This window comes from Streptomyces griseoflavus (genome assembly GCF_014649995.1).
Classification (GTDB): Bacteria; Actinomycetota; Actinomycetes; order Streptomycetales; family Streptomycetaceae; genus Streptomyces; species Streptomyces griseoflavus.
Genome location: NZ_BMUC01000001.1, coordinates 363878 through 377020, shown reverse-complemented (window position 1 = coordinate 377020; position 13143 = coordinate 363878). Strand labels below are relative to the sequence as shown.

Genomic DNA, 13143 nt, shown 5'->3' with positions numbered 1-13143 from the left:
CGGCGCGGGTGCGCGCCGCCTGTACGGCGGGGCCGCCGCCCTGTCTTCGCCAGCGGCGGCCCCGCCCGGCGGCGCGCGACGTGCAGCGGGCAAGGGCGGGGTGTCACCCGCGGGCACAAGATGATGCCTCCGGCGGGGGATCGGCCGGCACCGGGATGGAGGGGGCACCGTCGCCGACTGCGGGCCCGTAGGGGCGTGCAATGGGGGCTCCCATCCCGACCACCGTCGACCCAGGCAGAGCCGAGCAGACGCGGCCCCTGGCGTCCAGGTCGTTCGTACAGTGGCGCGCTCCACCTGGACGCCAGGAACCACGCCCGCTCCACGGTGTGTGGGTCGACGGCGGACGGGATGGGAGCTGGGGTGAGTGGTGGGCTGGTGAAGGTGAGAGGAAGCGGCGCTACAGTCCCGGACATGAAGCCAGGGAGACTGACGCAGTTCGGCGCATCGTTCCTCGCGATAGTCAGGCACGTCGCCCGGCGCCCTTTGCTGATCCTGGTACTCGTGCTCATCTGCGCGGCGACCACATGGCTCCAGAAGTCGCTGCCGCAGCCGTGGGACGGTTTGCCTTACGGCTTCGGCATGCTGGCCGCTATGTGGTCTATCTCACTGACCCTTCCCCGAACCCAGGAAGATCAACGGTCCGACGACTGAGCGTGCCCGCCGCGTGCCCGATACAGCAGCACCCCAGGGGGCAGCACGGTAAACCACGGGGACTCGGCAAGGAACGGGCAGGTCAGCACCTTGCCAGGTCAGCGACCATCCGCATACGCGATCTTCCAAACTGGCTACGCGGGTTCGATTCCCGTCGCCCGCTCCACACGGCTCAGGGCCGGGTCGCAGGATCACTCCTCCGACCCGGCCCTGACCGCTTTCCGGGCTCCTTCGCGGGCTCCCTTCGTTGCCGACGGCGGGCAGCCTGGCCATTCGCGATGTGCCGGATCGGCACGTGATGCCGGCCCGGGCGGGGTTCCTAGCCTGTTCGGCGGCACCGGACCGAGGTGCGGTCCCGGTGCGGAAGGTGGTGGAGGTCCTGAACGGCACGCCGAACGCGAGCGCCTCCGACACGCACCGGCGGAGCACGGGACCGGGGCTTCACGTGTCCCTGCTGATGTCGCTGGTGTTCGCGCTGCTGCTGGGCGCGCTGTCGGCGCTGGTGATGCTCCCGGCGGCCCAGCACCTGCGCTCCCTCCAGGACGGCGAGCGGGCGCGTGCGACGCTGCACACGGGCGGGGCGTGCATGGCGGGCCACTGCCGGGTCGAGTTCGAGGCCGGCGGGCGGACCGTGGTGGCGGATCTGCCGGTGGGCAGCGGCGGCGGCAAGACCTCCGCCGGCACGCCACTCACCGTCCGGTACCTGGCCGGCGACCCCCGGGTCGTCGCCCGTGAGCAGGACGTCGGGGGCGGCGGGGCGGCCGTACTGGCGGTGATGTCGGGGGCGGGCGCCCTGTTCTTCCTGGTGCTCTCGGCCGTGGCGGGCGTGTACCTGGTGCGGCAGCGGCGCGCGGGACGGCGTCGAAGGGCGTCGCGGCGGTCAGAAGCTGATCGAGTTGATCATGTCCGCTATCGAGTCCAGGAACCGCTGGATGTCGTCGGCCATGCCGGTGGAGGCGAGGAAGAAGCCGAAGAGGACGGCGACGATCGCCGGCCCCGCCTTGATGGAGCCGCCTCTCAGCAGCACCACCAGGATGATCGCCAACAGCAGCACCACAGACAGTGAAATGGCCACAACTGATCACACCCTCGGTCGGTTCGGCTTCCCCGGCCCGGGCGACGCGACCCCGCGCACCCCGCCAGAACCATCGTGCCACCAACAGGGCCACCTCATGCGGCGGCTGACGCATCGTCCGTTCATGTGTGTCCCCGCACAACGGGGACACACCCTCCCCCGAACACCAACGGCGTTGTGTCGCACGACAATTCGAAGGAGCACCCGCGCAGGAATTGCGAGGGATTCGAGAGAGCCGTCGCCGTCTCCGCACAATGCGTTCGCAGCTAATTCGAATTGCCCCGCAGATACCCCGACCACCCGGCGGACAACTCCCCGAAGGGGAGCGAAGGCGGACATATCGCCGGAGTCGCCTGGTGACCTCATGCACGGATTGATCCGGAACAATCATGACAAGTACGGTCGTCCCGGGTAAGCAAACCCCCCTTCCGCGTCATGTGTTGGCCATCACCTCACCGGCATGCTCACTTTCCCCGATCCGGGGTACCCGGGCTGAATACCAGTAACGACGTCGGGCGTTTTACGAAATCCCACGGACAACGCTAGGGTGCCTCAGATGTTCCACGCTGCCTCGTCCCCCGCAAGCGCAGCGAGTTCACCGATCGTCTCCCCGAGTTCCCGCCGGGAGGGTCCGTGACGAACTCGCAGCGACCGTACGGCAACCGCAGGACACCGCTCCCTCCGGCGCAGTCACCGGCGGACGGAGTGCCGAGCCCGCGCTCCACCAGCAAGGAAGACGACCGGCCGGCCCCGTCCGGCAGACAGCGCGACGCGTTCTTCGACAACGCCAAGTACCTGGCGATCGTGCTGGTGGCCGTGGGCCACGCGTGGGAGCCGCTCAAGGGTGACAGCCGCACCCTGGAGGCGGCGTACTCGGTCGTCTACGCCTTCCACATGCCGGCCTTCATCATCATCTCCGGCTACTTCTCGCGCAGCTTCGACATGCGGTCCGACCGGCTGCGGCGGCTGATCACCGGCGTCGTGGTGCCGTACATCGTCTTCGAGAGCGCCTATCCCCTCTTCAAGCGGGTCGTCGACAACGACCCGCAGCAGGAGATCAGCCTCCTCGACCCCTGGTACCTCACCTGGTTCCTGGTCGCCCTGTTCGTCTGGCGGCTGACCACGCCGATCTGGAAGCTCGTCCGCCACCCCCTGCCGCTGGCCCTCGGCATCGCCATGCTGGCCAGTGTCAGCCCCGAGATCGGCGACGACCTCGACCTGCAGCGCGTACTGCAGTTCCTGCCGTACTTCGTGCTCGGCCTGTGCCTGCGGCCCGAGCACTTCCACCTGGTGCGCCGCCGGTCGGTACGGATCGCGGCGGTACCCGTGTTCGCGACGGCGCTGGTGCTGAGCTGGCTGGCCGTGCCGCGGATGAGCGCCGCGTGGTTCTACCACCGTGACTCCGCGCAGGAGCTGGGCGGTCCGTGGTGGGCGGGTCCGGTCATGGTGCTGGCGACGTTCGGCTGCTCGCTGCTGCTGACCGCCTGCTTCTTCGCCTGGGTGCCGGGCCGCCGCACGTGGTTCACCGCGCTCGGCGCGGGCACGCTGTACGGCTACCTGCTGCACGGCTTCGTGGTGAAGGGCGGCGACTACCAGGGCTGGTTCGAGCCGTCCGCGCTGCACACACCGCTCGGCGCGGTCGTGGTGACCGTCCTCGCGGCCGCCGTCGTGACGTTCCTGTGCAGCACGCCGGTGCAGCGGGTCTTCCGGTGCGTGGTGGAGCCCCGGATGGAGTGGGCGTTCAAGCGGGACGCCGCGCGGCCGCCCCGGGAGCGCGAGCGGGTGGAGCAGCGGGAGACGCGCGAGAAGGTCGACGCGTAGCGGCCCGTCGCCGCTTTCCTGTCACACAAGGTTTCACACGCGGTTCCACACGCGTTCCACACGAGCTCTTACACGAGGCCGAGAAGTGCGCGCATCCGCGCGTACTTCTCGGTCAGTCGTCTCCGGGTGGCCGCGTCGAGGACCGCGAGCCGGGCCGGGTCGGCGTTGTGTGCCAGGTCGGCCTCCTTCACCAGCAGCGCGCCGGGGGTGGCGAGGACACGGGCCGCGTACGCCTCGGGCGGCTCCCCGGACCGTTTGGTGACCGCGAGGACGATGTCCTTGGTCCGCCGGGTGAGCGGGGCCCGGTCGAGCCACTGCCCGGTGAGCCTGCCGTCCTCGACGGCGTCGTGCAGCCAGGCCGCGGCGATCTGGTCCTGGTCGCCGCCCCGCGACCGCACGCCCTCGGCGACGGCCCGCAGGTGCTCGGCGTAGGGACGGCCCGCCTTGTCGGTCTGGCCGGCGTGCGCGGCGCGGGCGACGGCCTCCACCCGGTCGGGGGTCAGCGGGGTGCGCGGTGTCTCGGTCACCCGTCCAGTGTGCCCGGGGAGTTCAGCGGGCCGCGGCGGCCGTCGGGCCCTCCCGGCATATGAGCAGCAGCGCCCGGTCGTCGTTGACGTCCTTGGCGACCGACTCGATGAGGTGCCAGGCGGCGCCGTGAAAGCCGCCGGCGACGTAGCGGTCGGCCTCGCCGGTGAGGCGGTCGATGCCCTCGACCATGTCCCGGTCGGAGGTCTCCACCAGGCCGTCGGTGAACAGCATCAGGACGTCCCCGGGCCGCAGCGAGCCCTTCACCGAGTCGAACTGGGCGCCGTCGTACACCCCGAGCAGGGGGCCGTCGGCGGCCTTCTCCTCCCAGCGTCCGCTGCCCGCGCTGAGCTGGAGGCCCGGCGGGTGCCCGGCGGAGTACAGCTCGTAGTCGCCGGAGTCCAGGTCGAGGACCAGGTGGATGGAGGTGGCGAAGCCCTCGTCCCAGTCCTGGCGGAGCAGGTAGCCGTTGGCGGCGGGGAGGAAGGAGTGCGGCGGGAGGCTGCCGAGCAGACCGCCGAAGGCGCCCGACAGCAGCAGGGCGCGCGAACCGGCGTCCATGCCCTTGCCGGAGACGTCCGTCAGGACGACCTCCAGCGTGCGCCCGCCGTTGGTGCGGGCCGCGACGACGAAGTCACCGGAGAAGGACTGTCCGCCCGCGGGGCGCAGGGCCATCTCGCGGTGCCAGCCGTCCGGCAGCTTCGGCAGCTTGCTCTGCACCCGGATGCGTTCGCGCAGGTCGAACAGCATGGTGCCGCCGCGCCGCCAGGGCACGCCCACCCGGCTGCGGAACTGGGCGACGAGCAGTCCGAAGAAGCCGCAGGCCGCGACGACGAGGACCACGCCGGGGGTGACCCGGGCCGCGCCCTCGGTGTAGGGGCCGAGCTGCACCGCCTCCACGATCAGCGCGGCCGCCGCCGCCGCGTACAGCCCGAGCAGGCTCGCCGGGCGCAGCAGCAGGCCGCCCACGACGATCGGGAGGACCAGTGCGGCGGGCGCGCACCACACGGAGTTGGCGAGGGTGCCGGCCGCGATCAGCGGGACGGTCAGGAGCAGTCCGGCGAGCGCGATCCAGTCCGAGCCGTCGCCGCGGAAGTAGTCGACGGCGGCTCGGCGCACGCCGACGCGGGCCCGGTGCCACTGCTTCTTCAACCGGGCCGTGAACGTGTCGGCTTCCGCGCGCCGCTGTCGTCCTGCTGCCATTAGTTCGGGACCCTATCCATCGGACCGGCCGCTTGGCACGGGAGGTCCTGGTTGTCCCCTCCGACGGGGACCGGAATCACAGTGAACTTCACGGAACGCCGCCGTGGGGACCCCCGGGAGAAATTCCGTCGCTCGCCCCGCATTGTCCTGGTAGGCATGGGGCCATGGCGAACGATACGACGGGCCCCGCGCCCGAACTCCGGGTGCTGAAGCCGGAGGAATGGGACAAGGTGTACGCGAACCTCATCCGGGCGTTCGGCGGCACGCCGGAGGCGGAGGAGGAGCGCGAACTGTGGCGCGCGCTGACCGAGTACGACCGCTTCCTGGGCGCCTGGGAGGGCGGGGAGTGCGTGGCGTCGGCGGGCGCCTTCCGCTTCCAACTGACCGTTCCCGGTGGCGCGTCCGTCGCGGCCGCGGGAGTCACGATGGTCAGTGTGGCCGCCACGCACCGGCGACGCGGGGTGCTGACGTCCATGATGCGGCGGCAGTTGGACGACGTACGGTCCTGGGGCGAACCGCTGGCGGTGCTGACGGCGTCCGAGCCGGCCATCTACGGCCGGTTCGGGTACGGAGCGGCGACCTTCCAGGCGGACGCGGAGATCGACACCCGGCGGGCGGGGCTGTCCGTGCCGCCCGGCACGGACGACGTACGCCTGCGGTACGTGGATCCCGCCGACGCGCTGGACGCCTGCGAGGCGGTCTACGCCCGGCTGGTGCCGGGCCGCCCGGGCATGGTGGCGCGGGGGCCGGGCTGGGAGCGGCTGGGGGTGCTCGACCCGGAGAGCGAGCGGGGCGGCGCCTCGCCGCTGCAGTGCGTGGTGGCCGAGCGGGACGGCCGGACGGCCGGGTACGCGCGGTTCCGGGTGAAGCCGTCCTGGGGGCCGGGCGGGCCCGACGGGGAGGTGGTCCTCAGTGACCTGGAGGCGCTGGATCCGGCGGCGTCCGCAGCGCTGTGGCGTTTCCTGTTCGACATCGACCTGACGTCGACGCTGGTGGCGCGGGGGCGGCCCGTCGACGAGAACTGGCAGTACCTGGTGTCGGACATACGCCGGGGCCGGCCGACGCTGAAGGACGCGCTGTACGTGCGGCTGGTGGACGTCGGCGAGGCGCTCGCGGCGCGGACGTACCGGGCGCCCGTGGACGTCGTGCTGGAGGTGGAGGACGCCTTCTGCCCGTGGAACGCGGGACGCCGGCGGCTGAGCGGCGACGCGAAGGGGGCCTCCTGCGAGCGTACGGACGATGCCGCCGACCTCGCCCTGTCGGTGCGGGAGCTGGGTGCCGCGTATCTGGGCGGGGTGAGTCTCACCGCTCTCGCGTCGGCGGGCCGGGTGCGTGAACTGCGCCGCGGTGCGCTCGCGGAGGCGTCCCTGGCGTTCGGGAGCGACCCGGCGCCGTGGCTGCCGCACGGCTTCTGACGGTCTCAGGGGCGCTGGCAGGCGGGGCACCAGAAGAGGTTGCGGGCGGCGAGGTCGGCGGTGCGGATCCCGCCGCCGCAGATGTGGCAGGGCAGGTTCGCCCTGCGGTAGACGTACACCTCGCCGCCGTGGTCGTCGACGCGCGGCGGGCGGCCCATCGCCTCGGGGGTGTGCTCGGGGCGGACGGTGTCGATGCGGTTGTGGCGGACGCCCTCGCGCATGAGCGCGACCAGGTCGGCCCAGATCGCGTCCCACTGGGCGGGGGTGATGTCCCGGCCGGCTCGGTAGGGGTCGATGCCGTGCCGGAAGAGGACCTCGGCGCGGTAGACGTTCCCCACGCCCGCGATGACCTTCTGGTCCATGAGGAGCGCGGCGATCGTGGTGCGGCTGCGGCTGATCCTGCGGTAGGCGAGGGCCGGGTCGGCGTCCGGGCGCAGCGGGTCGGGGCCGAGACGGTCGTGCACCGCCCGTTTCTCGCCGTCCGTGATCAGGGCGCAGGTGGTGGGGCCGCGCAGGTCGACGTACGAGGCGTGGTCGGCGAGGCGCAGGCGGACGGTGTCCGTGGGCGGTGGCACCGGGGCCGGGCCGAAGGTGACCTTGCCGAACAGGCCGAGGTGGATGTGGACCCAGTCGGTGTGCGCGGGCTCGGGGTCGCCGAAGCCGAGGAAGAGGTGCTTGCCGTGGGCTTCGGTGGTGTGCAGCGGGGTGCGGTCGAGAAGAGCGGCGGCGTCGCTGAACTTGCCCTGCGGGCTGGTGACGCGAAGGGGGCCGCCGGTCACGAAGGCGCCGGCACAGTCCTGGGCCAGCCGGTGGATCGTGTGGCCCTCAGGCACGGGTCACCCCCTCGCTCGCTCTTCCTCGTCCGGCGTGGTGCCGCCTACTGCTGGGGGTGGTGGGCGGGGATCGGGGGCAGGTCGCCCGTGGTCTCGTAGGCGGACAGCATGTCGATCCGGCGGATGTGACGCTCGTCGCCCGAGAACGGGGTGCTCAGGAAGATCTCGACGAACTTCGTCGCCTCGTCCCGGCTGTGCATGCGCGCGCCGACCGCGACCACGTTGGCGTCGTTGTGCTGACGTCCCAGGGCCGCCGTCTCCTCGCTCCACGCCAGCGCCGCCCGTACGCCGTCGACCTTGTTGGCGGCGATCTGCTCGCCGTTGCCGGAGCCGCCGATCACGATGCCGAGGGCGCCCTCGTCCGCGGCGGTCCGCTCGGCCGCGCGGAGGCAGAAGGGCGGGTAGTCGTCCTGGGCGTCGTAGAGGTGCGGACCGCAGTCGACGGGCTCGTGGCCCGCTTCCCTGAGCCACTCGACGAGGTGGTTCTTGAGTTCGTAGCCCGCATGGTCGGAGCCGAGATACACGCGCATGCGTCGAGTGTGACACGGCCGCTTCCGGGCGGCGGCGCGGGGTGGCGACGGGGAGCGGTCTCACGGGGCGGGACGCGTGAGGAGTGTGAGGGAATCCACAGAACCTAAGGAAAAGTTCCAGTAAAGGTCCGATTCAAAGGTTCCTGTTTGAGTTCACCTCCGTTTCACTGGTCCGGCTCGTACCCCGCGTGTTCGGGGACCGCTCGACCGGCGCAAAGGAAGACCCCCCATGACTTCGCAGCCGACACTGACCAAGGCCGGCGACGGCCCTCATGAGCCGGACGGCCACGGAAACCCCCCACCCGGTTCCGGGCTCCAGGCGGGCCTGAAGAACCGCCATCTGTCGATGATCGCCATCGGCGGTGTCATCGGCGCCGGCCTGTTCGTCGGCTCCAGCACCGGCATCGCGACCGCCGGCCCCGGCATCCTCCTGTCGTACGCCCTCGTCGGCACGCTCGTGGTGCTGGTGATGCGGATGCTCGGTGAGATGTCCGCGGCGAACCCGACGTCCGGGTCCTTCTCCGCCCACGCCGACCGGGCGCTCGGGCCGTGGGCCGGGTTCTCCATCGGCTGGCTGTACTGGTTCTTCTGGGTCGTGGTGCTGGCGGTGGAGGCGACCGCCGGTGCCGCGATCCTCGAGGGGTGGATACCGGCCGTCCCCCAGTGGGGCTGGGCGCTCATCGTGATGGTGGTGCTGACCGCCACCAACCTCGCGTCCGTCGGCTCCTACGGCGAGTTCGAGTTCTGGTTCGCCGGGATCAAGGTCGTCGCCATCGGCGCGTTCATCGTCGTCGGCGGTCTGGCCGTCTTCGGTGTGCTGCCCGGTGCCGACAGCGACCAGGCGGGGCTCGCCAACCTCACCGGCCACGGCGGCTTCCTGCCGAACGGCGCCGGGGCGATCCTCACCGGCATCCTGCTCGTCGTCTTCTCCTTCATGGGCAGCGAGATCGCCACCCTGGCCGCCGGTGAGTCGGAGGACCCGCAGCGGGCCGTCACCAAGGCGACCAACAGCATCATCTGGCGGATCGGTGTCTTCTACCTCGGCTCGATCCTCGTCGTGGTCTGTCTGCTGCCCTGGGACAGCGAGTCCATCACCGAGGACGGTTCCTACGTGGCCGCCCTGGACTCCCTCGGGATCGCGCACGCCGGTCAGATCATGAACTTCATCGTGCTGACGTCCGTGCTGTCCTGTCTCAACTCCGGGCTCTACACCGCCTCGCGGATGGCCTTCTCGCTCGGCCGGCGCGGGGACGCGCCGAAGGCGTTCGCCCGGACCACCGGCCGGGGCGTGCCGCGCAACGCGATCGTCGCGTCGGTGGTGTTCGGCTTCGTCGCGGTGTTCTTCAACTACGAGTTCCCGGACTCCGTCTTCCTCTTCCTGGTCAACTCCTCCGGCGCGGTCGCGCTGTTCGTCTGGCTGGTGATCTGCTTCTCGCAGCTGCGGATGCGGAAGATCATCCAGGCGGAGGCCCCGGAGAAGCTGGTCGTACGGATGTGGCTGTACCCGTATCTGACGTGGGCCAGCGCGGCGTTGATCGTGTTCGTGCTCGGCTACATGCTGACGGACACGGAGCACAACGGCCGCACGACGATGCTGCTGTCGCTGATGGTCGCCGGTGTCGTGCTCGCCGTCTCCTTCGTGAAGCAGCGGCTGGCGGGGCGGCGCGGCACCGCGGACGCGGACGCGGGGGCCGCCCGCGACGGGGCGCGGACCGGCTGACCCGGCGCGTCCGTCCCGCCGCGCTCACGGCACCGTCGAGCCGCGCCATCCGAAGAGGCCCGCCACGACAAGAGGCTCGCCGGTCCGTGCCGACCGGCGAGTCTCTCGTCCGCGAAGGCGCGGGCCGTGCGCCTACCGCTTGTCGAGGAGCTTCCAGGCCGTGGGGAGCAGGCCCATCGCCAGCGCCGCCTTCAGCGCGTCGCCGATCAGGAACGGGGTCACGCCGGCCGCGATCGCGGCGGAGGCGGACATGCCGGTGGCGAGGGCCAGGTAGGGCACGCCGACGGCGTAGATGACCGCCGAACCGAGCACCATGGTGCCCGCCGTCCGCCAGGCGGAGCGGTCCGCGCCGCGCCGGGCGAGCGCGCCCACGACGACGGCGGCCAGCAGCATGCCGAGGATGTAGCCGAAGGACGGCATCGCCATCCCGGACCTGCCCTCCGCGAACCACGGCACACCGGCCATGCCCACCAGCGCGTACACCGCGAGGGAGGCGAACCCGCGGCGCGCGCCGAGGGTGGTGCCGACGAGGAGCGCCGCGAAGGTCTGGCCGGTCACCGGCACCGGGGAGCCGGGAACGGGCACCGCGATCTGGGCGGCCAGGCCGGTGAACGCGGCACCGCCGAGCACGAGCGCGGCGTCCCGGACGCGGGAGGCCGGCACCAGGTCGGCGAGGACCAGTCCGGATCGGGCGGACGTGACGGAAGCGGTGCTCATGGGGTCTCCGCGGAGGTGAGGACGGTTGGGGACACCGCGACGCTATACCGGCTCCCCCGCACCGATCACCGTCAGCGCTCGACAAAGGCACGAACACGGACTTGGTGGGCTCCGGACAAAGAACGGTGGCCGCCAGGGGTACGGGGTGACGCCGGTCACTGAGGTGAGGTGGTGTCGCCAACACCCGGCCGGACGACGGCGGCTGTAGGGAACCGCCAAACGGGCCGCCGGGGTGCGCGGCCGTCGTCTCGCCCGTCGGTCGCCGTCTGGGCAGGGCCGGGGGCCGTTTGCTAGCTTCGAGCCATGGTCGCCCAGTCCCGGAACTTCACCTCGCGTCGCCACGTCGATCTGCGACGTGTCGGCGCGGCCGCCTGTCGCCTCCTCTAGCGGGGCGCGGCCGAGCGGATCCGGTGCGCCCCGACTCCCGTACGACGGCGCAGTGTCGGACCCGTTCCCGAGGAAGTTCCCCATGCTTCGTACCGTGGCACCCCCTTCCCGTTCCCTCCCCTCCTCCGCTCCCGTACCGCGTGCCGCCGATCCCGACCGGCGGCGCACCAGCGCCAGTGTGGTGCTGCGGTCCGTGCTGGAGCACGGGCCGGTGGCGCGCAGCACCATCGCCCGGCTCACCGGGCTGTCGCCCGCCGCGGTGACCGACCACTGCGCCCGTCTGGCACGGCTGGGGCTCGTCCGGGAGGCCGCCGCTCCCCGCCGGTCGGGAGGGGTCGGCCGGCCGCACGTGCCGGTGGACGTGGACGCGTCGCGGCTGGTGGTGGGCGGGGTGCACGTGTCCGTGCCGTACACCACGGTGGCGTTGCTCGATCCGCGCGGCCGGGTGGTCGCCGAGCGGCGGCTGCCGCACGCGGACACCGAGCCGTCCCGGGTGCTGGCGCGGGCCGCGGACACCCTGGCGGCGCTGCTGGACGGGCTGCCGGGCGCGCGCCCGCTGGCGGTCGGCTTCGCGGCCGGCGGCTGGGTGGACCGGCAGGCCGGCACCGTCGTCGAGCATCCGCTGCTCGGCTGGCGGGACGTCGCGGTACGGGAGACGCTCGGCGCGCACACCGGGCTGCCGGTCCATGTGGACGGGCACGCGCGGGCGTTGGTCGGCGCGGAGCGGCTGTTCGGGCGGGCGGCGCGCGGCAGCCGCAGTGTGCTGCTGCTGTTCGCCGGCAACCTGGTGGACGCGGCGTTCGCCACCCACGACGAGGTGCACCACGGCCCCCGCTCGCAGGCGGGCGCGATCGCCCATCTGCCGCTCGCGGGCGGTACCGAGCCCTGCCCGTGCGGCCGGACCGGCTGCCTCCAGGCCGAGTTGAGCGAGCGCACGCTGTGCCGGCGGGCCCGGCAGGCCGGAATCCGCGACGTCACGGACTCGGCGCGGATCGTCGACGCGGCGGCGGCCGGGCACCCGGAGGCGGTACGGCTGCTGCGGGAGCGGGCCCGTATGACGGGGCGCGCGGTGGGCCTGCTGACCGATGTCCTCAACCCGGAGAGCGTCGTCGTCACCGAGACCGGTGTCCTGCACCGGCCGGACTGCCTCGCGGCGTTGCGCGGGGAGCTCGACGACGAGCGGGCCGTCACGGTCGTACCGACGAGTTTCCCGGATTCGCTCCTGGCCGTGGCCGGTGGTTCGGTGGCTCTGGACGTCCTCTACCGGGACCCTCTCGCCGTTTCACCTGAGCGTAATTAATTCAAAAACTCCGAATATTGACAGACCTCTTCCCTGGACAGGAACATGCTGGTCATGAGCTGTCGCACCCTCTGTTGCTGACACGTTGACGCGCGAGCATCCGCAGCGTCCGTCCCTCTCTGCGTGAATTCCCTTCCGCGGTTTTTCCGCCCTGAATTCAGCCTGCCTTCCTGCCCTGTGTCATTTGTGTGAACTCCGGGAGCTCCCTCATGCCCGCACCCCCCGCGCCCCGTCTCGACCGGCGGCGCTTCCTCGCCTCCGTGCTCGGTGTCACCGCCGCCGCCGCCGGACTGAGCGGCTGCGCCGAGGCCGGCGCCGCGGCCGACGAGGCGTCCCTGAAGGCGCCCCTGGCCACGAAGGTCCCGGCCGGTACGAGCCTGAAGATCTCCTCGTTCGAGAACTTCCAGCAGATCCAGCTGAAGCTCGCCGGACTCGACGACCTGCCCTTCGAGGTGGCCGACTGGCTGAACATCGGGGCCGGTCCGGATGTCATCAACGCCTTCCGCGCCCAGTCCCTCGACCTCGCCAACAACGCCGGCATCCCGCCGATCCAGGCCCACTACCAGGGCTTCGACGCGAAGATCGTCGCGATCAACATCACCCGCAGGCCCAACTACCTCTTCGCCACCCGGCCCGGCAGCGACATCCGCACGGCGCGGGACTTCCGCGGCAAGCGGCTCGCGTTCTCCCAGGGGCAGGCCCAGGGCGTCGTCCTGCTGCGCGCCCTGAAGGAGGCCGGGCTGGAGTACGACGACGCCGAGCTGATCCCGCTGACCAGCAACCAGTTCCTCACCGCCCTGCAGTCGGGCCAGGTCGACATCGCGCCGCTCGGCATCAGCCAGGCGCCGTCCTATCTGAAGCAGTACGGCTCCCGGGGGGCCCGCACCATCCCCACCGACGTGGTGGACCTGCTCAACCTGCTGTGGGCGCCCACGACGGTGCTGGCCGACCGGGCGAAGGCCGCCG

At 71.7% G+C, this 13143-nt stretch carries 14 protein-coding genes; 7 read left to right on the top strand and 7 right to left on the bottom strand.

The features are described 5' to 3' along the window. Positions 1-411: 411 nt before the first annotated feature. Positions 412-651, top strand: a complete 240-nt coding sequence (locus tag IE172_RS01650) for a hypothetical protein (protein WP_190095223.1) — start codon at positions 412-414, stop codon at positions 649-651. A 441-nt stretch (positions 652-1092) separates the two neighbouring features. Here IE172_RS01650 and IE172_RS34290 read toward each other — a convergent pair whose 3' ends face one another. Beyond that, positions 1093-1335 (bottom strand): hypothetical protein, encoded by a 243-nt coding sequence (locus IE172_RS34290; RefSeq protein WP_229885742.1) that lies wholly within the window; start codon positions 1333-1335, stop codon positions 1093-1095. Between the two features lie 196 nt (positions 1336-1531). Then, entirely contained in the window at positions 1532-1726 is a 195-nt protein-coding gene (locus IE172_RS01640; RefSeq protein WP_024887528.1) for a hypothetical protein, read from the bottom strand. Positions 1727-2359: 633 nt separating this feature from the next. Here IE172_RS01640 and IE172_RS01635 point away from each other — a divergent pair. Then, positions 2360-3547: an acyltransferase family protein gene (locus tag IE172_RS01635; protein ID WP_190095222.1), complete on the top strand. Its 1188-nt coding sequence runs from the start codon at positions 2360-2362 to the stop codon at positions 3545-3547. Between the two features lie 68 nt (positions 3548-3615). Here the strand turns inward: IE172_RS01635 and IE172_RS01630 are convergent, their stop codons facing one another. Both IE172_RS01630 and IE172_RS01625 read right to left on the bottom strand, forming a co-directional pair. Continuing rightward, positions 3616-4074: an HD domain-containing protein gene (locus IE172_RS01630; protein ID WP_190095221.1), complete on the bottom strand. Its 459-nt coding sequence runs from the start codon at positions 4072-4074 to the stop codon at positions 3616-3618. 22 nt (positions 4075-4096) lie between these two features. After that, positions 4097-5275, bottom strand: coding sequence for a PP2C family protein-serine/threonine phosphatase (locus IE172_RS01625; protein ID WP_190095220.1), 1179 nt, complete (start codon positions 5273-5275; stop codon positions 4097-4099). A gap of 164 nt (positions 5276-5439) precedes the next feature. Between IE172_RS01625 and IE172_RS01620 the strand changes: the two genes are divergently transcribed. Beyond that, positions 5440-6690 carry a GNAT family N-acetyltransferase gene (locus IE172_RS01620; RefSeq protein WP_190095219.1) on the top strand — a complete coding sequence of 417 codons (1251 nt, stop codon included), beginning with the start codon at positions 5440-5442 and terminating at the stop codon, positions 6688-6690. A 5-nt stretch (positions 6691-6695) separates the two neighbouring features. Here IE172_RS01620 and IE172_RS01615 read toward each other — a convergent pair whose 3' ends face one another. Both IE172_RS01615 and IE172_RS01610 read right to left on the bottom strand, forming a co-directional pair. Further along, positions 6696-7523, bottom strand: a complete 828-nt coding sequence (locus IE172_RS01615) for an Fpg/Nei family DNA glycosylase (protein WP_190095218.1) — start codon at positions 7521-7523, stop codon at positions 6696-6698. 44 nt (positions 7524-7567) lie between these two features. Further along, complete coding sequence (locus tag IE172_RS01610; RefSeq protein WP_190095217.1) at positions 7568-8053, bottom strand: ribose-5-phosphate isomerase; 486 nt, start codon at positions 8051-8053, stop codon at positions 7568-7570. Positions 8054-8282: 229 nt separating this feature from the next. Here IE172_RS01610 and IE172_RS01605 point away from each other — a divergent pair, with 229 nt between their 5' ends. After that, complete coding sequence (locus IE172_RS01605; protein ID WP_190095216.1) at positions 8283-9773, top strand: amino acid permease; 1491 nt, start codon at positions 8283-8285, stop codon at positions 9771-9773. Positions 9774-9905: 132 nt separating this feature from the next. On the opposite strand, the gene IE172_RS01600 is transcribed toward IE172_RS01605, so the two are convergent. Continuing rightward, positions 9906-10490 (bottom strand): biotin transporter BioY, encoded by a 585-nt coding sequence (locus IE172_RS01600; protein WP_190095215.1) that lies wholly within the window; start codon positions 10488-10490, stop codon positions 9906-9908. Positions 10491-10793: 303 nt separating this feature from the next. Between IE172_RS01600 and IE172_RS35320 the strand changes: the two genes are divergently transcribed. From IE172_RS35320 to IE172_RS01590, 3 genes are all read left to right on the top strand, one after another. Further along, positions 10794-10877 carry a putative leader peptide gene (locus tag IE172_RS35320; RefSeq protein ID WP_350328531.1) on the top strand — a complete coding sequence of 28 codons (84 nt, stop codon included), beginning with the start codon at positions 10794-10796 and terminating at the stop codon, positions 10875-10877. A gap of 82 nt (positions 10878-10959) precedes the next feature. Next, entirely contained in the window at positions 10960-12177 is a 1218-nt protein-coding gene (locus tag IE172_RS01595) for an ROK family transcriptional regulator (RefSeq protein WP_190095214.1), read from the top strand. A gap of 209 nt (positions 12178-12386) precedes the next feature. Next, a partial coding sequence (locus IE172_RS01590; protein ID WP_229885741.1) for an ABC transporter substrate-binding protein occupies positions 12387-13143 on the top strand: 757 nt, incomplete at its 3' end.

What these genes read in the sequence shown, in the direction of transcription:
- IE172_RS01620 (WP_190095219.1), top strand. Translation starts at nt 5,440, where the DNA reads ATGGCGAACGATACGACGGGCCCCGCGCCCGAACTCCGGGTGCTGAAG.
- IE172_RS01605 (WP_190095216.1), top strand. Translation starts at nt 8,283, where the DNA reads ATGACTTCGCAGCCGACACTGACCAAGGCCGGCGACGGCCCTCATGAG.
- IE172_RS01650 (WP_190095223.1), top strand. Translation starts at nt 412, where the DNA reads ATGAAGCCAGGGAGACTGACGCAGTTCGGCGCATCGTTCCTCGCGATA.
- IE172_RS35320 (WP_350328531.1), top strand. Translation starts at nt 10,794, where the DNA reads ATGGTCGCCCAGTCCCGGAACTTCACCTCGCGTCGCCACGTCGATCTG.
- IE172_RS01595 (WP_190095214.1), top strand. Translation starts at nt 10,960, where the DNA reads ATGCTTCGTACCGTGGCACCCCCTTCCCGTTCCCTCCCCTCCTCCGCT.
- IE172_RS01625 (WP_190095220.1), bottom strand. Translation starts at nt 5,275, where the DNA reads ATGGCAGCAGGACGACAGCGGCGCGCGGAAGCCGACACGTTCACGGCC.
- IE172_RS01600 (WP_190095215.1), bottom strand. Translation starts at nt 10,490, where the DNA reads ATGAGCACCGCTTCCGTCACGTCCGCCCGATCCGGACTGGTCCTCGCC.
- IE172_RS01610 (WP_190095217.1), bottom strand. Translation starts at nt 8,053, where the DNA reads ATGCGCGTGTATCTCGGCTCCGACCATGCGGGCTACGAACTCAAGAAC.